Origin of the sequence: Pseudoclavibacter sp. RFBJ3 (assembly GCF_002931375.1) — a bacterium.
Lineage (GTDB): Bacteria > Actinomycetota > Actinomycetes > Actinomycetales > Microbacteriaceae > Pseudoclavibacter.
This window is the reverse complement of record NZ_PSXZ01000003.1, coordinates 245,054-267,666: the sequence shown is the minus strand read 5'-3', so window position 1 is coordinate 267,666 and position 22,613 is coordinate 245,054. Positions and strand designations below refer to the sequence as shown.

The following is a 22,613-nucleotide window of genomic DNA, read 5'->3' as shown; positions in this document are numbered from 1 at the left end:
CTGCGCCTTTCAGCGGGTTCTGGGCCGTGAGCTGCATCCGTTCGGGCACGCGGCTCCTGACTGGGCGAAGGCGAGGCGGCAGCTAGCTCCGGCGTATCGAGAGCCGGTATTCGCCCAGCTGCACGACGTCGCCTGAGCGGAGTTCCGCTGGGACTCCAGGCTCAACCGCGAGCGCACCGTGCGCATTCCCGCCGGGGAAGAGGGCGACGCCGTTCGTGGAGTTCAGGTCGTCGACGTAGAGGCGCTCGCCGTCGGCCCAGAAGCGAGCGTGCGTCTTCGACATGGTCTGCGTGATGTCGGGGACCGCGGAGACGGAGGCGTCGGGGAATCGATCCTGCGAGGGGTTTCGACCGATGACGACGGGCCCGTAGATGGGGACGCTGACGCCGTCGGCGAGGACGACCACCCACTCGGGCAGAGGCTGCTCGGCGCCGGCGCCAGGGGCGTCGTGGCCCGGCTGCTCGAGCCTCGCCTCGGAAGCAGGCGCCGCGCCGGTGAGCCCGGCCGGCGACTCGGGCGAGAGACCCGGCTGCGGGGTGCCGCCGAACGGGGCCGCGCTGGGGGCCGCGGACGGCACCGCGAGCTGGTCGCTCGTCGAGGGCGCTGCTGGCAGATGCGCCGCTCGCGCGTGGTCGGGAAGCGAGGGCTGCTGCGGGGAGAGCCTCGGCCGTGGCGCCGGCATCGGAGGAAGCGGGTACTCGTCGTCGAGCTCAGCGCGCAGCCAGTCGCCGGCTGGGGCTTCCTGCGCCCCGCCGTTCGCTGCCGACGGCGGCGACCATTCGGGCCGCCCCGACGTGTTCGCTGCCTCAGGCACGATCGCGCCCTGCCCGATCAGCCCGGGCGGCACCCCGATGAACCCAGAATGTTCCACGGGGCCATGATACGGGGCGCGGGGCGCGGCGGAACGTGAATCGTCCACGCAGACGGCGCCAGAATCCGACGGAGCCCCTCGCCTCGGCGACGGCGGCGTCCGCGTCAGCCCACAGCGAGGCCAGGTCCGTGTCGCTCACGCGGTCGCCCCCGAACACGGCCCGGTCGCTTCGGTCGGCGAGCGGGACGAGCGAGGGATGCACGGCACCAGCGGTCTGGACCCGGGTCGCTCGGCGCGGAATCGGGTAGCCGAGCTCGGCGAAGCGGTCGATGCTGTCGCTCCACGCCCCCGCCGCCCGCTGGTCGGGGCTGCCCTCGCGCAGCCGCCGGCTGCGCCGCCTGCGCTTGAGGAGGGCGACGGCGAGCAGCGGGACGAGGAACAGCGCGAGCGGGACCGCGAGGGAGATCCCGAGCGTGACCGCCCAAGCCGGCCACGTCTCCTCGTCGTCGGGTTCCTCCTCCTGTCGTCGCTCGTCGGCGCTCGTGAGGAGCTCGTCTGGCTTCTCCTGCGTCTGCGGGGGCTGGCGGACCTGCGCCTTCGGCTTGGACTGCGGGTCGGTGGTCGTGTTGACGGGCACGTCGGTCTGCTCCGGCGTCGGGTCGAACGCGACCCAGCCGAAGCCCTCGAACGGCACCTCGACCCAGGCGGTGACATCGGACCCGCGCACCTCGGTGGTGCCGTCTGCCGAGATCTGCTCCGGCGCGTAGCCCATGACCACCCGGGCGGGGAACCCGAGCTGGCGCGCCATGATCGCCATCGCGGACGCGTACTGCTCCTGGTCGCCCACGAGGTAGCGGAGGTCGAAGAGCTCCTGCATGCGGTCGAGCCCGTGCCCGGCGCGCGATGGCACGGAGTCGCTCGCCGTGCCGTGGCTGAAGAAGCCCTCGGCGATGAGCGCGTTCTCGATGGCCTTGAGCTGCAGGTACGGGGAGGTCTCTCCCGCGATGTAGCTCTGCATCCGCTCGACGAGGGCGGCGGGCGGCGACGGCATCGCGGGATAGTCGAGGTCGAGGACTGCCGCATTGTCGAGCTGCCCCTCGATGGGGAGGTCCTGGACGAGCGCGGAGACCTGGTAGCTGTCGCCCTCGCGGAGCCCCGAGGTGATGAGCCCTCCCCCGGTTCTGGCGTTGTAGCGGAAGTCGCCGCTGCGGTCCGGCAGGCTGCCGCCTGCGAGGTTCACGTCGGTGGGGACGCCGACGCTCGGCAGCCAGATGTCGGAGTAGTCGCGGATCGTGACGTCGATCGATCGCTCGGAGGATGAGGTCACCAGGGGGTCGCTCGGGACGACTCGACCGGAGAGGTTGTAGCTGCCGGTCGAGGCGAGCGTCGCGGCGGGGTCGGCGATCTGCCAGGACTTGCCCGAGTAGCTCTCGAGCGTCGCGAGGCGCAGCCGGTCTCCCCCTTCGAGGCCGGTCACGTCGAACAGCGTCGAGTCAGGTCTGAGCTTCGAGTACTCGCGAAATCCGGCGAGCGGGCTCGTGTGCGAGAGCGGATCGAACGGCGGCGTCACCTGCTCGCGCGCCACCACGCGCTGCTCGGCGACGGTCGCGGAGGCGACGTAGCCGCCCGCGGTCGTGATGACGGCGGCGACGAGGACGATCACGGCGGTGCCGAGCGCACGGGAGCGCGCGAGGGCCCGCCTCGCCTCGGTCGATGCGATGTTGCCGAGGCCGCGGCGCCAGCTGAGCCAGACGAGCGCGACGACGGCGAAGGCACCGCCGCGCAGCACGCCGGCGACGCTGTCCTCGGTGCCGACGAAGATGGCGCTCGCGAGGACCGCCAGGGGGCCGAGGAGCGCGAGGCTCGGAGGCCAGATCGCCCCAGGCCGCTTCGGGGCGACCCACAGCAGCAGCATCATGGCGACGAGGGAGGTGACGGCCGCCGCGAAGTACGGGAGCACCGCGAGGTACGCGGGGGCGAGGAGCGGGGTGGAGAGCGTCACGGCGTCGCGCCAGGCGAAGACCGGGGCGCGGGCGAGGTCGGCGAGGGTCGAGAAGCTCGGCAGCACTCCTGCGAAGGCCGCCTCCGGCAACGCGAAGGCGGTGCCGAGCAGGAAGTAGGCAGCGGTGGCGACGAGGAGGGCGTTGAGCCGTGTCAGGTCGAGCCAGCGCGCGAGGACCGCTGATCCGATGCCGACGATCAGGCCGCCCGCGACCGCGAGCAGGAACCAGGCGCCGCCGAAGGCCGGAGCGAAGCCGAGCGAGGCGAGCAGCGTCAGGACCGCGATGACCACGGCGTCGATGAGGGTCCGCGAGTCCAGGCCAGGGCGGAGGTGTCCACGTGCCTCCTTGGCGCGTCCTGCCCGGCCCGGCCGTGGCCTGCCAGGCCGCGTCCTGCCCGGCCGCGTCCTGCCCCGTTCGGCCGGCCGTGGACCGGTCTCCCCGTCCAGGGTCCCGTCTGCCGCGGCCGCCGTCACGTGCGCACCCGCGTCTCGCGGACCAGGCGCGGCAGGTCGTCGAGCTCCGGCACCGTGCAGACGACGGTCTCGCGCAGCCGCGTGCGACTCGCGGGGTGCCCGATGGCGCAGCGGAAGACGACGAGGGTCACGTCCGCCGCGTACACGGACTGCAGTTGCCCGAGCTGGGCGTCCGTCGTGGCGCTTCCGCAGACGAGGAACACGATGCTCGCCTGCGGGAGGCGCCTGACGCTGAGCGCGATGAAGTCGCGGAGGGAGGGTGAGCTCGCCGTCCACGCCTCGAGCCTGCTGCTCCCGTCGAGCATCGACGAGACCGCTCGGGTGGGCAGACGACCGCTCTGCGTGAGGGCGCTCACGGCGACGCCCGAGCGGATGAGCTCCTGCGTCAGGGACGCGAGCACCTCGACGCCGAGTTCGAACTCGTCTTCCGAGGCGTAGGCGGCGGCCTCGAGGGTCTGCAGCACGTTGGCCTGCGAGCGACGCGTCTCCTGGAACTGCCGGACCATGAGGAGACCCGTGCGTGCGCTGGTCCGCCAGTGGATGTTCCTCCGGTCGTCGCCGGACTCGTAGGGCCGCAGCGCGTGGAACGCGAGGTCGTCGTCGGTGATGCGCTCCCCCGTCACGCCCTCGAGGTCGCGGAGCAGCCCGGCGACCTGGGCGGTGAGGCGAACCGTCCGGGGATGCACGAACAGCTCGAGCACCCCGGTCCACCTGGTCGACCGCTCGAGGAGCCCGAGCGGGTCTCCGCGCAGCGACCTGGCAGGTCCGGCCTCGATGACGGCCCTGCGGCTGGTCGGCACGGCGAAGAGGTCCTCGTGCGTCTCGTCGGGCGCGAGCTGCGGGATGCTGAACTCGGCCGTCGCGTGCCCGACCGGCAGCGCGAGGCGGGTGGGCAGCACGCGGCGCTCGCCGAGGTTCGTGACCTGGAGCCGGCCGAGGGCCCGGTCGCCGACGCGCACTCGCCTGGGCTCGAGCTCGACCTGCACGCCGAAGCTCTCGCGTCCGATCGTGAAGGGCACCGCGGCGGCGAAGACCCCGACGAGGACGCCCCCGATGCCGATCAGCTCGAGCCAGCCGAAGGCGGTTCCGGCGACGAGGAGCACGACGCCGGCGACGAGCACGATCCACCCGAGCGGCGTGACGCACCTGATGGCGTCGCCGATCGTGAGGCGGTCGCGCTCGGCGGACTCGGCCTCAGCTTCGGTGGAGACGTGCCCCTCGGTCATCAGGCGGCTCGGTGCTGGGGAGGCTCGACCTCGATGAGGCAGCGGTCGATGACCTGATCCGGGGTCGTGCCGGAGAACTCCGCCTCGGGGTCGAGGATGAGCCGGTGCGCGAGCACGGGGTGCGCGAGGTCGCGCACATCGTCGGGCACGACGTAGCGGCGACCGTGTGCGAGCGCCCAGGCCTTGACGGCGCGCGCGAGCGCGAGCGCGCCGCGGACGGAGACGCCGACGAGCACGTCGCGGTCGGCGCGCGTGGCGGTGACGATCTCAGAGACGTACGCCATGATCGACTCGTCGACGTGCACCTCGGCGGCGAGCTCCTGCATGACGACGACGTTCTCGGCGTGGAGGATGGCGGGCACGCTGTCGGCGCGCTGCCGGTTGCCCGCATCCATGAGCAGCCGCACGGTGCTCGCGTGGTCGGGGTAGCCGAGGGACGTCTTCATGAGGAAGCGGTCGAGCTGGGCCTCAGGGAGCTTGTAGGTGCCCGCCTGCTCGACGGGGTTCTGCGTGGCGATGACGAGGAACGGCACGGGAACGGGATGCGGGGTGCCGTCGACCGTGACCCGCCCCTCCTCCATGACCTCGAGGAGGGCGGACTGGGTCTTCGGCGAGGCGCGGTTGATCTCGTCGGCGAGCACGATCGAGGCGAAGATCGGGCCGGGGTGGAACTCGAAGGCGCGCGTGCCCTGATCGAAGATCGTGACGCCCGTGACGTCGGAGGGCAGCAGGTCGGGGGTGAACTGCACGCGGCTGTTGCTGCCGTCGATGGTCTTCGCGAGCGCCTTGGCGAGCACCGTCTTGCCGGTGCCAGGCACGTCCTCGAGGAGGAGGTGGCCCTGGCTGAAGAGGGTCGTGAGCGTGAGCTCGACGACGTGTCGCTTGCCGACGACCGCCTGCTCGATGTTGGTCGTCAGGCGCTCGAAGGCGTCCTTGAACCAGGCGGCCTGCTCTTCGGTCACGGTCATGCTGGCTCCTCTTCGCGACGCTCGTGCGCGCCGGTTCTCTCGATTGTCTGCTCGACCACCGACATCGTTGCTACCACGAGTCGAGGGGCGTCTGGCTTCTGGCGACTTCCGCACCGTTCAGGTACACGACCACCGTGTACCCGCCGAGGCTGCCCCGGCACTTCTCGAGCACAGTGCCCGACTCGCCGTTGATCGCGGCCCCGCTCACGTTCGTCTGCGTGCCGACGAGCTTGTCCTCGCCGGACTTCGCCGTGCTGTAGCACTCGACGGTGTAGGGCACGTCGGAGAAGTCCTGGCCCTTGATGACGAAGCTGCGGACCTCGTCGGGCTTGCCAGGCACCTTCTTGCCGCCGATGACCTCGACGCTCATGCGCGCCGTGTAGTTCAGGTAGCCGGTGACCTGGTCTGTCGAGGTGGAGACGCCGGCCTCGTTCTTCGCGGCGACCGAGACCTTCACGGGCGTGGAGGAGGACTTCGGCACCTGGATGCCCGTGATGGCGAACGAGAGCTGCGTCGCGGGCACGCTCGTGGTGGTCGGCGACTGCGTGCCGACCTGCACGGTCACGTCGTAGCCGCTGAGACCGCCACCGCTCGCGGTCGGTGCCGACCACTCCGCCGTGAGGGTGCCGGTGAGCTCCCCCGGCGGAGTCTGGCCGTCGGCGACCTTCAGATTCTGCGGGGCCTGCGGGAGGGTGATGGGCTTGGCGCTGGTCGAGCTCGCGGGGAGCCCGTAGCCGAGGGAGTTCAGGGCCCGGACCGTCGCCGTGTAGTCATTGCCAGGGACGAGGCCGTCGTCTTCCGTGAACGTGACGCTGTAGACGTCGCCGGCCGTCGTCTTGGTGAAGACCGCACCGCCGCCCGCGAGCGTCACCTCGTATTCGGTGATCTCCGGCCCGTTGGAGACGGCGCCAGACCAGTTCACGGCGAGCGTCCCCAGGGCGCCGCCCTTCTCGAGCGACACGTCGCCCGGGGCGCCTGGGACGTCCTGGACCTCGACGGTCGCGAGCCCGGTCGTCTCGCGCAGCGGGTCGCCCGTCTGGTCTCCGATGCGGTAGCTGATGGTGATGGTGCCGATGAAGTTCGTCGCCGGCACCACTCGCACCTGCCCGTCGACGAGGGAGACAGCCGATCCGGTGGCGGAGCCCGCGACCTCGCTCGCGGACATGAGCGTGAGCGGGGACTCGGGAAACGGGTTGAAGTCGTTGGCGGTGACGTCGACCAGGACGGGCCCGTTGCGGCGGGCCAGCTGCTCATCCGGCACGGCGCGCGGCAGCGGCTTGGAGGTGGAGACGACGGTCACCGTGACGGTTCCGGTCTGCACGAAGTCGCGGAAGGTGTAGGTGACCGTGTACTTGACGACGGTGCCGACCTTCGTGTCCACCCCAGCGGCGACCTTGACGGTGCTGCCGTCGAGACTCGACTGCAGCTCCCCCGTGCCGCCGGTGAGCTTCGAGAACTCCACCTGGGGGACGACGTCCTTGTTCGGGTGGCCGGTGGCGGTGCGGAGGTCGAAGCTCTGCTCGGTGCCCTGCTCGACGGTGAGCTGGGGCGCGACGAAGGTCGGTGCGACGTCGTAGAAGTCGGGGTCGCCCACCGTGATCGGGACGCGGATGGTCGCGATGCCGGCGTTCTGATCGTCGGCGCTCTCCGCATCGCTCACCTGGAAGGTGATGGATGCCGGCCCGCGGAAGCCGGGCTTCGGGGTGAACTTCAGCCTGGTGTCGCTCTCCACGAGCGGGCTGCCGTCGGCCTGCTCAGCCCACACCTGCTCGGGGTTGATGAGCGAGACGCGGTTGCCGGACGGGGCGCGCACGAGGTCGTTGACGTCCCACGAGATCGACTCCCCGACCTTCGCATTCTGGGCGGGCAGGTCAGGGATGAGGAACGGGGACTGGCGCTTGGACTCCTCCGTGATGAGGGCTGGCACCATGATGAAGCCCGCCGCGGTGAGCCCCGTGTCCTCGGCAGTGAGCCGGTAGACGACGATCTGCCTGGCGTCGCTGAGGGAGACCGTGACCCGTCCGTCCTCCTCGACCGTCGCGGCTCCCGCGCCGGCCCCCGCCAGATCGACCGCGAGCTCGCTGACTCTCCCGCCAGGGTTGGTGGCGCCGTCTCGCACGTTGATGCTGAGCGTCTCGGCGCCGGCGAAGTCGTCGAGGCGCACCACGTGGTCGACCGCAGTCGGGGGAAGCGTGGGCGCATCCGCATTGATCGTGACGTGGATGAACGCGGCATCCTGCCCACCCTGGCCGTTGATGATCGTGTACGGCACGGAGATGAACTCGCCATCGCTCGGCACCGTGATGATGACCGAGTCGCCGTCGATCTCCGCCTCGAGGCTCGGGTCGACGCCGACGAGCTCTGGCACGACCTCGAGCGTGTAGCCGTTCGGATCGGAGTCGTTCTTCAGCACGGGGACCGCGATGCGCAGGCCCGGCTTGGCGCGCACGTTGTCGTCGACCGCGATCGGGGGCGCTGTCGCGGCGGGACGGGCGACGACGCCGACCCTGATCGTGCCCTCGGCGCGCTGGCCGTACCCGTCGACGACCTCGTACCGCAGCACGTCGGTGCCCGTGGCTCCAGGGAACGCCTCGTAGACGAAGGAAGTCTGTGTGAACTCGCTCACGGAGCCGAGCGTCGGAACGTCGACGAGCTGCGTGAGCTCGACCGAGTCGCCGTCCGGGTCGATGCCGTCGAGCGGCACCTCGATGCGCACGCTCGCGCCCTCGAAGACCCTGGCGGTGTCGACGCCGGGGGCCGGGGGCCGGTTGCTCGACTCGTCGGGCGCCGTCACCTGGAAGGACACGGTCGCCCCCGCCTGCTCGCCGTGCTCGTCGACGACGGTGTAGCCGAGCGAGTAGGTGCCGGGCTCGGACGGGGCCTGGAGGCGGACGTCGTCGCCGGAGACGAACGCGTAGCCGTCTCCGACCTGCACGGTGCTGAGGGCGGGCGAGAGGGACATCTGCGCCTCGTCGGGGTGGGAGTCGTTCTCGAGCACGGAGACGCTCGTGTAGTCACCGGCGCGCACGCGCCTCGTGTCGTCGACGGCGACGGGCGGCTCGTGCGTCACGGCGGGCTCGACCGGGACGACGACGATGTAGCCGACCGACGTCGATGCGCCGTCGGTGATCGTGTACGGGAGCTCGATGGTCTGCTGGATCGCGGACTGCGAGGAGAGGCGCACGATCGTGTTGTCGATGAGCTCGACGGCGAGGCCTGCCGTGCGGGCCTTGTCGGTGGTCTCCACGCTCTGCACGGACAGCACGCCCGTTCCGGTTGACACGTCGTTGCCGAGCACGTCCACGACGTTCGACTGGCCAGGGCGGAGGTAGGCGAGGTCGCGCACCGCGGTCACCTGCGCCACGCCCTCGACGGGCTCCTCGACGTCGAAGCGGATGATGCCGACCGACGTGGCCGCCCCCGCTGAGACCGTGTACTGCACGTATGCGGTCATGGCGCTCGCCGAGGTGAAGGTGACGGTGCCGAGGTCGGGGTTGAAGCTCGCGCCTCCCGTGCTGGTGCCGAGCTCGGCGATCTCGACGAGCTCGAGCGCCTGACCGTTGGGCGAGAGGTCGTTCACGAGCGGCTGTGCCGTGATGGAGTCGCCGACCACTCCGCGCGCGAAGTCCGGTGTGCCGATCGGCCCGAGCGTGCCGGGCGCCTCGACGCGGATGCGCAGCTCGCCGGCCACCTGCGCGGTGCCGTCCGAGACGAGGTACGGCACGACCCGCTCCCCCAGCTCTGCGCTGACGGCGGTGAAGGTGAGGCGTCCGTCCGGTGTGAAGCTGACGGTGTCGCCCACGGGAGCGGTGGCCCCCTGGAGGAAGACGGGGTCGCCCTCCGGGTCCGTCCAGTCGGGCATCACGTTGTAGGAGATCTTCTGGCCAGCCTCGACCGCCACGGCGCTCGCGCGGTTCGTCGTCGGGGCCTGGTTCTCCGCGTCGGCCGGCTGGATGCGGATCGTGACCCGTGCCTCCGCCACACCGCCGGGCCTGCCGTCCGAGGCCGTGTACGTGAGCGTCTGCTCGCCGGACGCGCCCTCCGTGGCGCGGAACTGCAGGGCCCGGCCGTCGTCGATGACGCGCAGCTCGCCGAACGATGGCGGCGGGTCGGCGGAGAGGCCGGTGATCGTGAGGATGTCGCCGTCGACGTCCGAGTCGTTGTCGAGGACCGTGAGGTAGGCGGTCGATCCGGCGCGGACCCCGTAGGAGTCGTCGACGAGCTCCGGCGGGGTGTTCTCCTCGCCTCGCTCGGCGAGGGTCGCCTCGAACGATTCCTCGGTGGCCTCGTTCTCGCCCTCCGTGCCGTCGGTGTCCTCCGGCGGGACGAGCTCGTTCCAGTTCTCGACCAGGCGCATGTTCTCCTGCGGCAGCCACACCTGGCCCGTGGCGACGTCGTTGAGTGCGACGACGTTGCGGTTGACGCGGTAGAGGAGCTCGCCGAGGGACGGCGCCGACATGGACTGCACGCTCGGCTGCTCGTCACCGCACGCGACCATCGTGACGGCCGCCTGCGCCCAGGCAGCGTGCGCGCAGCCCGCGACCACGGCGGGGCGCGCCGTGCCCTGGGCGCTCGCCAGCGAGCCGTCGATGCCCGCCGGGAGCGCAACGGCCTCGCCACCGCCGAGCGGCACGCGCAGGATCCCGTCACCGGTCGCGAACACCACATCGGGGGATGCCGGGCCCTGGAGCTGCACGCGCAGCGCGCTCTCCGGCACCTCACGGGCCTGCCCGTCGACGAGGAGCGCACGTGCGGCGGTGTCGAACACCACCGGCTGCTCGCCGACGGCAGTGAACTCGTAGTCGGCGGGGGCTCCCGCGAGCGGCTCCCAGAGCTGCTCGCCGCCGATGCCCTCCATGCGCAGGATCTGCTGCTGCTCCGGTGCGACGGCGAGCACCGTGCCGAGCGAGGTCACGAGGACCTGGGCGTCGGCGCCGAGCTCCGCCACGGGCTCCGCGGTCGCGGCGTCGAACGCGAGCGGCTGCGTGGCGTCGACGAGCCAGAGCCGTCCCGTCGCCGGGTCGAGGAGCGCCAGGACGCCGCCGCCGTAGGAGCTCCGACTGCCCGCGGGCGTCAGGATGCTCTCGCGCAGGTCGGTGAGCGCGGGGTCGACGCGGCCGAGCGAGCCGCTGGTCTGGTCGTGCAGGAAGACGGTGTCGCCGTCCTGCAGGATGCCGACATCCGCCGTCACGAGGCTCACGCTCGCGTCGAGCTCCTGGATCTGCGCGTTGAGGCGGCCCGCTCGGAGGTCCGAGCTGTTCGACACCCAGACGTCGCTGCTCTCCAGTTCGACCTCGGCCGCGGGAAATCCCTCGTGCAGGAGGGCGAAGAGCAGGGGCGTGCCGATGAGGAGCGCCATGACCAGCGCCATCGCCAGCTGTCGGCGGCTTCGCGGGGTCGGCGCTGTTCGGCGCATGCGTACCCACCCCCAGCAGAGCTCGTCAGTGCCTCACCTCGGAGCGCACGAGACTTCATTGTGCACGAGGACCCGATGCCAGCGCGACAGGGAGTGCTGCCCGTGGCCCGGCGAGTGCGGCGCCGTGCGCCTGTCCGCCGAGTGCCGTCAGCGGCGGTCGAGCGTGTCCAGGTCGTCCGGCGTCACCAGGCGAGTCGAGATGGCGTACTCGACGAGACGTGCTCGCCGGTTCGAGGCGAGCTTGCTGCGGCCGCCGCGCAGCCCCGAGACGCCGAACTTGTCGAGCTTGTCGCACACGTTGTCGAGCTTGCGGTTGAACGTCGGGAGCGTCCAGCCGAGGCGAGCCGCGGCATCCGCCGAACTCGGGATGACCCCGCGACCCGGGACGGCGTTGCGCAGGACGTCTTCCGCGAGGGCGAGGATCAGCTCGCGCTGCGACTCGGTGAGGTGGATGACCGCCTGCGTCGTGTTGCCGGACGGCGACATGTTCACGTGGGAGGTGTTGTAGAAGTCGGACGCGGAGTGGATCGCGAAGTCGTAGGTCGTCGATCCCGCCGTGAACATGACCTGCATGTGCTGGAACACGACCGGGAGCTTGGCGCCAGGCGAGAGCCACGACTGCACCTGGCCGGAGTCGTCCGTGACCGTCGCGGAGAGCACGGAGCCGACGTTCGAGAGCCACCACATGCCGAATTCCGCCTGCAGCACCAGGAACTGGCGGTGCAGGTACGGGTTCTCGTCGATCACGAGGTCGGCGTCTCGGCCGATCGTGAAGGGCTCAGCCGGGTTCAGCTCGTACCACTCGCCGACGAACTCGACGCGGAGCGGCCCGAGCGGGGGCACCTGGCTCACGATTCGCTCATCCGAATCCGGAATCTCGATGGACTCTTCCGGAGCCTCGTTCGCTTCCGCGGCCGAGGTGTACTTGCTCTCACTCATGACACCATCATGGCGGATCGGCGAGGTCATTGCGGATAGCAGACTTCGAGCGGCTCGGAGCTGACCTTCCCGCCGCGGCGGATCTCGACCTCGATGCACGTCACGGCGCCGTCCTGCACGTTGGGGATGACGACCGAGGTCTCACTTGTCGTCGCCCCTTCCTTGCCGCCCTCGCCGAGCCTCCAGTAGTAGACGTCGCCCGGCTGCGGGTCGGGGTTCGACCAGGAGAAGGTGACGGATCCGTCGGGGCTCCGGACGGCGACGGGGGCGACGAGCACCGGGGGGAAGCCGCCGGACTGAATGGAGACGGGGGTCGTCGTCGCACGTCCGATCTCCTCGTCTGCGGGGGCGAGCATCCAGGAGATCGCCGCGACGATGCCGATCGCGAGCACGAGTCCTCCGGCGATGACGCCGACGAGCCCGTTCCTGGAGAGCTTCCTCGACGAGGCGGCGGCGTTCGCCGCGCGCTCGCGCGCCAGCTCGTCTGCCCTCGACGCGGGCGCGTCGATCGTGCTCCCGGATGCCTCTCCGAACGTGCGAGCGGGCGCGGCGGCCACGGCGGCCGCACGAGCGGGGGTCGTGATGGGGCGAGCCGTCGTCGGACCCGAGTCGTCGCTCGGTGCTCCCCCGGTGTGCTCCGTCCCGCGGGGCCGCCTGCCGGTTCGGGGTCCGCTGGCCGTCTCGTACCTCGCGGCGAACCCGCCCCGGGACTGCTGAGCCGCGACCCTGACCACGGCGCGCGCCGAGGTCAGCTCGGCCTTGCTGGCGCGGGCCCCCTCGTGCACCTGGGCGTTGATGAGGGAGACGGGCCGCAGGCTCGTGGCGTCCGCATCGCCACCGCCGGTCGCGGCCGTCGCCGAGATCGTCATGTTGGGCACGTCGATCGCCGTCGGGGCGTAGTTGAGCTCCAGCTCGACGCGCTGCAGCGCGTAGGCGAACTCGACCGCGCTCTGGTACCGGTGGGCTGGGTTGCGGGCCATGGCCTTGTGGAGCACGCTCACGAGCGACCGGGGCACGTCGCCGCGGAGGATCGGCGAGATGGCGCCGCGCTCGATGCGGGAGATGAGGTCGAGCGTCGTGTTGCGCTCACCGGGGCGCTCGAAGGGAGTGTGGCCGGCGACGAGCGAGTAGACGGTCGCGCCCAGCGAGAACACCTCGCTGCGCACGTCGGGCTTGGGCTCGTCCTCGAACATCTCCGGCGGCGACCATGGCACGGACAGTCCGCCACCACCAGTGGGGGGCGCCTCGACGAGGTCGTCCGCCTCTGCGAGCTCGTCGTCGACGGCGGACGAGATGCCGAAATCGGTGAGGGCGGGCCAGCCGAAGTCGTTCGTGAGGATGTTCGCCGGCTTCACGTCACGGTGCAGGATGCCGACGGTGTGCGCCGTCGCGACGGCGCTGGAGATGCGCACGCCCGTGCGCAGCGCCTCCTCGACGGGGATCTGCTCGCGCTTGTAGCGATCCGAGAGGCTGAGCCCGGACGCGTACTCCATGACGAAGTAGGGACGCCCGTCGCCGGCCACATCCGCCTGGAAGATCGTGACGATGTACGGGTGCGACGACATCTGCGCCATCAGGTTGGCCTCGCCGATGAACGCCTGCCTGCTGGTCTCTCCGAGGTCGTCGCCACCGAGGAGCACCTTGACGGCGACGAGGCGCCTCGGGAACTGCTGCTCATACAGGAAGACGTCGGAGAACCCGCCGGAACCTAAGTGCTTTCGGTAGAGGTAGCCAGGGATCTCGGGCGGCTCGGCTGGGGATCGTCGCTGCCCTGCCATGGCTAGCGCCTCGCCGTCATGGCGAGGTTCCGCACGGTGAGGAAGACCCCGCTTCCGAGGTCGATGACCGTGTCCGGCATGACCGCGGTCGGCTCCCCCGCTCGCAGGCGCTGCGGGCCGCGTCCGGGCATGACGACGTCGGTGCCGTTGCGGGAGTGGAGGTCGGTGACGACGATGACGCCGCCCTCGACGGTGAGGAGCACGTGGTTGCGTGAGATGTCGGTGGCGCCGGTCAGCTTGACGTGGCGAGGCAGGACGCCGCCCGTCTGCTCCGCGCCCATGCTGGGCGCCCTTCCGAGCACGAGCGGACCCGCCAGATCGACGGTGGCACCCGTGGACAGCTCGACGATGTACGACGCCTCTCCCCCGCTGGCGCGCTGCTCTGGCGGGTTCTGCGCAGGCGGGTTCTGCTCAGGCGGGTTCTGCTCAGCTGACGAGTCCGGTGAGACGTCGACGGCGCGCTGCTGCCGCCGCTGGTCGGCGGCGTGGGCCGTGAGGGAGGCGAGGTCCGCCTCCGGGCGCGTCTCGGAGGAGAACGCCTGGACGAGCACGGTGTCGGCGAGGTCTCCGCCACGCGGGGCGGACTCGTGGCGGTGGGCGTCGTCGACGCGGAGGTCTCGGAGGGAGCCGCCGACGATCGTGAGGCCGTCGTGCTCCCCGACCTCGTCGAGCGCCGCCGGGGCCTCGAGCACCTCGGAGGCCGGAGGGGTCGCGTGAGCCGCAGGCTGCTGGGCGCTGCCGTCCCGGAACTCCTGGCGTGCGGCCCTGCGCGCTGAGGCCTCCTGGCGGATGCGGCTCGCCTCGGCGCTCAGGATCGTGCGACCATCGTGCTCCCCGACCTGATCCGCAGTGACCTCCGGGTCGAGGATCGGCACGGGGAAGGTCTGGACGTCACGGATCGGTGACTGGTCGAGGATCGGCAGCTCGTCGCGGTCGAGTCGCGGCGCATCGACGCCGTCGTCGGAGCCGGAGCCGGAGCCGGAGTCGGAGTCGGAGCCGGGTGTCGTCGTGGCCTCGGGCGGCAGGTCGAGGATGGTCGCCTCGGAGATGGCGTCGCTGCTGTGCCCGCTGTCGCCGATGTGCCCACTGTCTTCGCCATCGAGGCTTGAAGCCGCGTCCGTGTCCGGGCTGTCCGGACCGTCGGTGCCGCGCGAGTCGAGGGCCCGCGAGTGCAGGTTCGGCGTGTCGATATCCGGGTCTGGGGCGACGACCGTCTCCGGTCCCACGCCCACGGGGGCGCGCGTCTCGGAGATCTCCTCGTCGCAGGCGGCGAAGAGCAGCTGGATCGGGACCTGGTCGAGTCCCCGCCGATCGTTCTCCACCGTGACCTCGACGCCTCGCGCCGACGGCAGGAGCACCTCGACCCACGTCGATGCCTCCCCCGCGCTGATGACGGCCGGTCGGATGCCGACGTGCGGTGCGCTCGGCAGCTCCTCGACGCGCAGGGGGCCTCGCGCGAAGACACGCAGCCCGTTGCCCTCGCGCGTCAGGTAGACGAACGGGGCGACCTCGCTGAGCGGTCCTGCGCCGATGATGGCGGCGAAGACCTTGTCGAGCGAGAGGGCACCGTCGGCGAACGCGAGGCGTGCGGCCCCGATGGTCCCGGTCCCCTCGCGGGCGTCACGAGACTCGGGGCTCGACTCCGCGGGGGTCGACTCCGCAGGATGCGACGGGGCGGATTGCGATGGCGCAGATTGCGCCGGGGCAGACGGGCGCACCAGAAGAAGGGCATGCCGACGCTGGCGGAAGACCACCGGGGCTTCTGCCTCGACCTCGTGGGGTGCCTCGGTCATGGTTACCTCGGCGTCGTGTCTTCGAAGGTGTCGTCTGCGGCCGGGGCTGCGATCGGCCCCGTCGTGACGGGCGGGGTCGCCGATGCCTGATCGGCGTTCGCGTACTCGGAGTCGATGACGACGACGCTCACGTTGTCTCGTCCGCCGACCTCGACGGCCGTCTGCACGAGCGTCTCCGCGAGGGTCAGCTCCGGTTCCGGATCGGAGTGGTACTCGAGCATGACCTGCGAGATCTGCTCGTCGCTGAGCTCCTTCGTGAGTCCGTCGGAGCAGACGAGGAAGACCTGATGGCCGTGCACGGGCATGAGCCAGATGTCGGCCTCGACGTCGCTCTCTGATCCGACCGCCCGCGTGATGACGTTCCGGTCGGGGTGGATGAGCGCATCCGCTGCCGAGATGAGGCCCATGGCCACCATCTCCTGCACGGCGGAGTGGTCGACGGTCACCTGCACGAGCGCGCGACCGTTCCAGCCGTACACGCGGGAGTCGCCGACGTTGAAGATCATCCAGTGCAGCAGCTCGGCGCCGAGGTCGGCGAGGTCGACGAGGGCGATGCCGGACAGCGTGGTTCCCGCCACGGCGCCTGGCCCGTCGGCTTCGGTCACGAGGTCCTGCACGGCACGGTTGGCGCGGTCGATGGTGCGCAGCACGCGGTCCGGGGTTGCCGGCTCCTCGACCTGGAACTCCTCGTCGAAGGTCGCGACGACGGTCTGGCTCGCGCGGTCGCCGTAGGCGTGACCGCCCATTCCATCTGCGACGAAGAAGACGGGCATGCGCGCCAGCACGGAGTCCTCGTTCACCTGGCGCACGCTTCCGACGTCGCTGGCGGCGCTCACGCGCAGCGCGACGGCTTCCTCCGCGCGTGCGTACGACGAAGCCAGTTCAGTATTCACAAATAGCACCTCTGGAACTCTGCCCGGGTGGCCTGCCCCGAAGGCACACCTTGTACGCGTAGATCGCGCGTGCGTCCATTGTGGCATTGCGGCGGCGCTGCTGCGAGACCGGCCCGCGACACCGTCGGACTCTCACACCCCGTCCAGGATCGTGCCGAGCCGGTCGAGGCGGACGCGGCGCGTCACGCCGAGCCGTCCCAGGAAGCGCTCATCGTGGCTCACGACGAGCAGCGCGCCACGGTAGTCGCGCAGCGCGTCGACGAGCTGCGCCGTCGACTCCCGGTCGAGGTTGTTCGTGGGCTCGTCGAACAGCAGGAGCTGCGCGGGCGGGGTGGCGAGCAGCAGACGCACGAGGGAGACCCGGAAGCGCTCGCCGCCCGAGAGCGAGGAGACGGGCCGCTCGACGACGGCGCCTCGCAGCAGGAACCGCGCGAGCTGGGCGCGGAGCTCCTGGGCGGCGGTCTCGGGGGCGGAGCGCTGCACGTTCTCGAGGACGCTCGCGTCGTCGTCCAGCCCGTCGAGGCGCTGGCGCAGGTACCCGACTCGGCTCGTGGACGCCGTGACCCAGGCTCCCCCTCGGGTCTCGATGCGCTCGCCGCCGGCAGCGGCACCGGATCCGTTCACCCCGAGCGACTGCGCCGACGCGGCGATCGCGTCGAGGAGCGTCGTCTTGCCGGAGCCGTTCGGTCCCGTCAGCGCGATGCGCTCCGGGCCCATGATGACCAGCCGCCCGGCGGCCTCGGGCCGCGCGGGTTCGGGCCGGGCAGGCTCGGGCCGGGCAGGATCAGCGTGCGCCGGGCCGGGCTGCGTCGGTTCGGCGCGCGCGGGGTCAGCGCGTGCCGCTGCCAGCTCGAGCGTCACGAGGCGACGGGAGGTCGCGACATCCGGGTCCGGGAGGTGGATGCGGATGCTCGCGTCGTCGCGAACTCGCCCCTCGGCGAGTTCCACCGCCGCCTCGGCCCCCGCGAGGCGGGCGTCATGCTGGCTCCGGAGCCTGCCGGCGGAGACCTGGGCTCGCGCCTTCTGCCCGTTGAGGAGGATCTTGGGCGCGCGCTTGTTGGCCTGCGCCTTCTTCCCCGCGCGCAGGCTGCTCGCGATCTTCACCTCGGCTTCGCGCCGATCGCGCTGCTCTGACCTCAGGGCGCTCTCCGCGGATCGGAGCGCCTGCGCGGCCGCCGCCTGCTCGCGCTCGAGCTGCAGCAGGTAGGCGCTGTACCCGCCGCCGGTCACCGCCAGCTCACCGCCCCTCACCTCGGCGATCTGGTCGACGTGCTCGAGCAGCTCCTCGTCGTGGCTCGTGATGACCAGCGTGCCTCGCCACGATTCGACGAGCGCCGCGAGGCGGTGTCGCGCATCCCGGTCGAGATTGTTGCTCGGCTCGTCCAGCAGCACGATGGGCGCCCTGCCGAGGCGGAGCCCGGCGATGGCGACGAGCATCGCCTCGCCGCCGGAGAGGCCGCCGAGGGTGCGCGTGAGCATCTCCTCGTCGAGCCCTATGGCGCGCAGCTCGGCCGCGGCGAGCGTCTCGATGTCCCAGTCGTCGCCGAGCACGTCGTAGTCGGCGGGGTCGACGGAGCCGCCCTCGATGGCGCGGAGGGCGGCGATCTTGCGATCGACGCCGAGGAGCGCGGCGACGGGAAGCTCCGTGTCGAGGGTCAGCTGCTGCGGCAGGTAGGCCACGTCCGCATCAGCTCGGACCGCGCCTCCCGTCGGCGCCAGCTCCCCCGCGAGCAGGCGCAGCAGCGTCGACTTGCCGCTGCCGTTTCGGCCCACGAGGCCGGTTCGCCCGGGCGGGAAGGCCCCGGTGAGCGCATCGATGGCCGGGGACCCGTCCGGCCAGCTCAGGCTGAGGCGGTCGAACGAGAGTGGGTGGTTGTTCTTCGGTGTCGTCTGAGACACGGTGCTCCCTGAAGGTTCAGTGCGCGCACTGACACCGGAAGCCTCAGGAGGTGGGTTCGACGGGCGTCAGCGCACAGCGTGCGGTGCGGGGGCGTCGAGAGTCTTCACCGGCCTGCCGATCTTCGGGAACAAGAACGCGAAGACTTTAGCACTGGACGCCGAGAACCGTTCGAATTCCCGAGAGCACAGCCGGGGCGCACAGACCCGGTGAAGCACAGAGCCCGGCGCAGCAGACAGAGCCCGGCGCAGCACACAGAGCCCAGCCGGAATGCACGAAGCCCGGTGCGAGAGAATTCTCGAACCGGGCTTGTGTTGGTGATCCCAGCGGGATTCGAACCCGCGCTGCCGCCGTGAGAGGGCGGTGTCCTAGGCCGCTAAACGATGGGACCGTTTTGGCAACTCGGATATTCTGGCACACCGAGGAACGGCAAAGCAAATCGGGTTTTCGGAGTCGGCGCGTCGCCCGCCATTCCGGGCCACGACTCGGGCCATGCGCCAGCCGCACCGCAGGGCGCGCTGCCGGTCGATGATCCGTGGAACGGGCCACCCGTCGAGGAGTCCGTCAGTCACGAGTTGCTAGCGTTGCACTTCATCTGGGCCTGCACGGGGCCGCCGCCACCAAGGGGGAACATGCGCCTCACCAAGCTCGAGCACGCCGCACTCTCGATCGAGAAGAGCGGCTCGCGTCTCTTCATCGATCCGGGCAAGTTCACGACCCCGATCACGGAGGCCGCCGGGACGGTCGCCATCGTCATCACGCACGAGCACGACGACCACTGGACGCCGGAGCAGCTGACGCGCATACTGTCCCGGAATCCGAGGACGCCCATCTTCACGACGCCGTCCGCGGCGGAGAAGATCATCGCTGCAGACCTCCCCGACATCGGCGAGGTCATCGATGTCGCTGCCGGGGAATCGGTGCTGGTCGGGGGCTTCGACCTGCAGTTCTTCGGCGGCGAGCACGCCCTCATCCACAGCTCGATCCCCCGCATCGAGAACATCGGCGTGCTCGTGGAACGCGGCGCGCTCTACTACGGCGGCGATGCCTACGTCGCGCCGGAGGGGGTCGACATCGACGTGCTCGCGGTCTGCGCGAACGCGCCGTGGATGCGCCTCGCCGAGTCCATGGACTACGTCGAGCGGGTGCGCCCCAAGCGAGTGCTGCCCGTGCACGAGATGCTGCTGGCCAAGGTCGGCAAGACGCTCGCGGTCACGCGTCTTCGGGAATCCGCGGACCGGGTCGGCGCGAACCTCATCGACCTGCAGCCCTTCGAGACACTCGAGCTCGACTGACGCCCGGCCCCGATGAGCTGATGCTCTCCGGCCCGCACCGGTCGGCCCGGCGTCAGTGATCGCGGAGCAGGTCGATGAGCTCGCTCTTGCGCTTGCCGGAGTATCCGGTCAGCTCGAGCTCCTTGGCCCGCTTCCGCAGCTCATCGACGGTCCAATCCTCGTAGGAGCCGGCTTCCCCGCCCTTCTTGCCGACCTCGCTTCGCCCCTTCCGGGCGGCGGCGTTCGAGATCCTGGCGGCTTTCTCCTTCGAGTTGCCCTCGTCGCGCAGCTTCTCGTAGAGCTCTTCGTCCTTCAGGCTCGGCTGGTTGTCGGCGCCCGACTTCTTCTTGGCCATCGACTGTTCCTCTCGCTCGTGAGCTGACGCTCGCCCTGTGCTCGTGCCCGCTCGCTCGCGGTGCCCGCTCAGAGGTTCTTGCCGCCCGTGACGGCGATGATGGCGCCCGTCGTGTAGCTGGCGTCGTCGGACGCGAGGTAGACGTAGGCGCCAGCGAGCTCGGCGGGCTGGCCGGCGCGCCCGAGTGGCGTGTCCTGCCCGAAGCTCGCGAGCTTCTCCTCGTCCCACCCAGTGGCGGGGATGAGCGGCGTCCAGACAGGGCCGGGGGCGACGGCGTTCACGCGCACGCCCTTCGGCCCGAACTCCTTCGCCATGGACTCGGTGAGCGAGACGAGGGCCGCCTTCGTCATGGCGTAGTCGAAGAGCCCATCGCTCGGCTCGTAGCCCTGCACCGACGAGGAGAAGATGACGGATGCGCCGGGTGGGAGGTGCGACTCCGCTGCTCGGAGCGTGTAGATGGGCGCCTCGAGGTTCGTCGCGATCACGCGTCTGATCTCGTCGGTCGGGGTGTCGCCGATGCTCGTGCGGTCTCGCTGGTAGGCGGCGTTGAGGACCAGCAGGTCGATGCCCCCGAAGGCGGCGACGGTCGCATGGACGATCTCGGCGCAGTACTGCTCGTTGCGCAGGTCGCCCGGCAGGAGGAGCCCGGTCTCGCCCGCCTCGTTGATGAGGCGCGCCGTCTCCTGCGCATCGGCTTCCTCCTCGGGCAGGTACGAGATCGCGACCTTGGCGCCCTCTCTGGCGTAGGCGATGGCGACGGCGCGGCCGATCCCGGAGTCTCCCCCGGTGATGAGCGCGCGGCGGCCCTTGAGCCTGCCGTGGCCGGTGTAGCTCCGCTCGCCGTGATCGGGGGCCGGGGTGGTCTCGCCCGTGAGTCCGGGCTGCTGCTGCCCCTGGCCGGGGAATCCGCTCTCGCGGAACAGGGTGCGGGGGTCGGTGAGTGCGGTCATCGTGCGCCTCCGTGGGGTCGGTCGTGCGTCGTGACTGGCGGGAGGCTCTCGTGACGAGGTGTGCCCCCGGCCGGGACGGAATCAACGCTAGGGACCGAACGTGGGCATTCACTGACCAGCGGGTGCATGCGCTCCCAGCTTCTTGCGCGGCACGCGCCCCGACCTTCCCGCGCGGCTACCGCGTGCGCCGCACCCCGAACGCGACGATCGCCGCGCATCCGATTGCCAGGACCGCAACCGCGACGAGCAGCGGGAGCATGCCGAAGGTCGGGGCGAGGGCGGAGAGGATGGCGGGCAGCGCGAAGCCGATGTAGGTGAGCGCGTAGTACAGGCCGGTGAGTCCCGCGAGGTTGCGACCGCCGGCCATCGCCTGCACCTCGACGAGCCCCGTGAGCATGCAGACGCCGTAGGAGCCGCCGAGGAGCACCCCGGCGGCGCAGGCGACGAGCGGAGACTGGACGGCGACGTTGGCGGCGACGAGGAGGGTCCCGACGGCCAGGAGCCCGAGCCCCACCGAACCGGAGGCTCCGCCGACGCGGGCGGCGATGCGCGGCACGCTCGGCTGGATGAGGAAGCCGACGGTGAGCGACACGAGCGTGAGGAGCGCCGCGAAGGCGATCTCGAGGCCCCCGAGCCGCTCGACGACGATGGCGGGCGACACGGCGAAGGCCAGCGCCGGGGCGGCGAACACCCACGGCGCCATGGGCACCACGACGGTGAAGAAGCGCCGACGATGCTCGGGCGCGATGACCACATCCACGAGCGGGCGACGCTCACGTCCCCTTCCCTTCGGGCCAGATCGATCGCCGGCGGTCTCGACGCCGCGAGCCAGCGCGACGGCTGCGGCGCTCGTCAGGACGAGCTGCACGACGTAGGGCGTGATGGTCGGCCACGGGGCCCACTGGGCGAGCACTCCGGCGGCGACCGCGCCGAGCAGAAAGCCCGCCGTGATGGTGAGGGATGCGCGTCTGGCGGTGACGGCTGGCGGCACGGTGCCGGTCGAGAGCTCGCGGATCCACGTGGTTCCGACGACCATCGCGACGGCCACGGAGAGGCCGGAGAGGAGGCGCCCGATCATCATGGCGGTGGGGCTCGCGCTGCCGAGAGCGAGCACGACCGCGGCGACCACGCTCAGGACCACGGAGACCGCCATGAGGGGCTTCCGCCCGAAGCGGTCGGAGAGGGAGCCGGCGATGAGGAACCCGGGAATCAGCCCGATGATGTACGCGCCGAAGAAGAGGTCGACCTGCAGGGCGGAGTAGCCCTCGACCTTCCGGTAGAGCAGCAGGAGCGGGGTGAACTGGTTGCCACCCCACGCCATCATGAGCACGGCCGGCGCGGCGGCGAGCCACGAGCGCTTGCCGCGCGCGGCAGACGCCGCCGTCGGCTGGGTCATCCCTTGAGCACCTTCATCGTGAAATGCGAGGTCACCCGGTGGACGCCGGGGAGTCGCCACATCTGCTCGCGGAGCAGCTTCTCGAAGCTCTCGAGGTCGGCCACCTCGACGCGGATCGCGTAGTCGGGCGAGCCGAACATGCGGCGAACCTCGGTGACCTCGTCGAGCTCGACGGCCTGCGATTCGAACGCCTCCACCGTGGCGTGCGCCTGGCTCGTGAGGTCGACGTCGATGAGCACCTTGAAGGCGCGTCCGACCCTGTCTGGGTTCACCTCGGCGTGGTAGCCGAGAAGGACCCCGTCCTCCTCGAGGCGGCGAACTCGGCGCAGGCAGGGCGCCGGGGTGAGCCCCACGCGCTGCGCGAGTTCGGCGTTCGTCAGTCTGGCGTTTCCCTGCAGTTCGCGCACGATTGCGCGATCGATGGTGTCCACACTTGATTAT

15 protein-coding genes and 1 tRNA gene are annotated in these 22,613 nt (G+C 70.9%); 1 reads left to right on the top strand and 15 read right to left on the bottom strand.

The genetic code is table 11. From position 1 onward, the window contains the following. Positions 1 to 82 precede the first annotated feature (82 nt). The 11 genes from C5E07_RS03590 to C5E07_RS03540 form a co-directional block, all read right to left on the bottom strand. Positions 83 to 871 (bottom strand): FHA domain-containing protein, encoded by a 789-nt coding sequence (locus C5E07_RS03590; protein WP_146080497.1) that lies wholly within the window; start codon positions 869 to 871, stop codon positions 83 to 85. Next, complete coding sequence (locus C5E07_RS03585) at positions 807 to 3,104, bottom strand: transglutaminaseTgpA domain-containing protein (protein WP_104298470.1); 2,298 nt, start codon at positions 3,102 to 3,104, stop codon at positions 807 to 809. The genes C5E07_RS03590 and C5E07_RS03585 overlap by 65 nt, the downstream gene beginning before the upstream one ends. Positions 3,105 to 3,283: 179 nt before the next feature. Next, positions 3,284 to 4,513 (bottom strand): DUF58 domain-containing protein, encoded by a 1,230-nt coding sequence (locus tag C5E07_RS03580; protein ID WP_104240604.1) that lies wholly within the window; start codon positions 4,511 to 4,513, stop codon positions 3,284 to 3,286. Then, positions 4,513 to 5,481 (bottom strand): MoxR family ATPase, encoded by a 969-nt coding sequence (locus C5E07_RS03575; protein ID WP_181057772.1) that lies wholly within the window; start codon positions 5,479 to 5,481, stop codon positions 4,513 to 4,515. The genes C5E07_RS03580 and C5E07_RS03575 overlap by 1 nt, the downstream gene beginning before the upstream one ends. A gap of 70 nt (positions 5,482 to 5,551) precedes the next feature. Further along, the gene (locus C5E07_RS03570; RefSeq protein WP_146080496.1) at positions 5,552 to 10,897 is read right to left on the bottom strand and encodes an Ig-like domain-containing protein; all 5,346 of its coding nucleotides are present in this window, start codon (positions 10,895 to 10,897) and stop codon (positions 5,552 to 5,554) included. Between the two features lie 147 nt (positions 10,898 to 11,044). Beyond that, entirely contained in the window at positions 11,045 to 11,836 is a 792-nt protein-coding gene (locus C5E07_RS03565) for a hypothetical protein (RefSeq protein WP_228497128.1), read from the bottom strand. Between the two features lie 26 nt (positions 11,837 to 11,862). Next, positions 11,863 to 13,614, bottom strand: coding sequence for a serine/threonine-protein kinase (locus C5E07_RS03560; RefSeq protein ID WP_104298468.1), 1,752 nt, complete (start codon positions 13,612 to 13,614; stop codon positions 11,863 to 11,865). A gap of 2 nt (positions 13,615 to 13,616) precedes the next feature. Next, entirely contained in the window at positions 13,617 to 15,407 is a 1,791-nt protein-coding gene (locus C5E07_RS19705; RefSeq protein ID WP_258063765.1) for an FHA domain-containing protein, read from the bottom strand. 2 nt (positions 15,408 to 15,409) lie between these two features. Next, positions 15,410 to 16,300 (bottom strand): PP2C family serine/threonine-protein phosphatase, encoded by an 891-nt coding sequence (locus C5E07_RS03550; protein WP_258063054.1) that lies wholly within the window; start codon positions 16,298 to 16,300, stop codon positions 15,410 to 15,412. 132 nt (positions 16,301 to 16,432) lie between these two features. Further along, the gene (locus C5E07_RS03545; protein ID WP_104298467.1) at positions 16,433 to 18,199 is read right to left on the bottom strand and encodes an ABC-F family ATP-binding cassette domain-containing protein; all 1,767 of its coding nucleotides are present in this window, start codon (positions 18,197 to 18,199) and stop codon (positions 16,433 to 16,435) included. A 313-nt stretch (positions 18,200 to 18,512) separates the two neighbouring features. After that, positions 18,513 to 18,588 (bottom strand) — tRNA-Glu (locus C5E07_RS03540). A 241-nt stretch (positions 18,589 to 18,829) separates the two neighbouring features. On the opposite strand from C5E07_RS03540, the gene C5E07_RS03535 reads away from it, so the two are divergent. Next, positions 18,830 to 19,492 (top strand): MBL fold metallo-hydrolase, encoded by a 663-nt coding sequence (locus tag C5E07_RS03535; protein ID WP_104298466.1) that lies wholly within the window; start codon positions 18,830 to 18,832, stop codon positions 19,490 to 19,492. 52 nt (positions 19,493 to 19,544) lie between these two features. On the opposite strand, the gene C5E07_RS03530 is transcribed toward C5E07_RS03535, so the two are convergent. From C5E07_RS03530 to C5E07_RS03515, 4 genes are all read right to left on the bottom strand, one after another. Beyond that, on the bottom strand, positions 19,545 to 19,826 hold the full coding sequence (locus tag C5E07_RS03530) for a Rho termination factor N-terminal domain-containing protein (RefSeq protein ID WP_104298465.1): 282 nt from the start codon (positions 19,824 to 19,826) through the stop codon (positions 19,545 to 19,547). A gap of 68 nt (positions 19,827 to 19,894) precedes the next feature. Beyond that, complete coding sequence (locus tag C5E07_RS03525; protein ID WP_104298464.1) at positions 19,895 to 20,776, bottom strand: SDR family oxidoreductase; 882 nt, start codon at positions 20,774 to 20,776, stop codon at positions 19,895 to 19,897. 175 nt (positions 20,777 to 20,951) lie between these two features. Further along, complete coding sequence (locus C5E07_RS03520) at positions 20,952 to 22,172, bottom strand: MFS transporter (protein ID WP_104298463.1); 1,221 nt, start codon at positions 22,170 to 22,172, stop codon at positions 20,952 to 20,954. Further along, positions 22,169 to 22,603: an Lrp/AsnC family transcriptional regulator gene (locus C5E07_RS03515; protein WP_104298462.1), complete on the bottom strand. Its 435-nt coding sequence runs from the start codon at positions 22,601 to 22,603 to the stop codon at positions 22,169 to 22,171. The genes C5E07_RS03520 and C5E07_RS03515 overlap by 4 nt, the downstream gene beginning before the upstream one ends. Between the last annotated feature and the right edge of the window lie 10 nt (positions 22,604 to 22,613).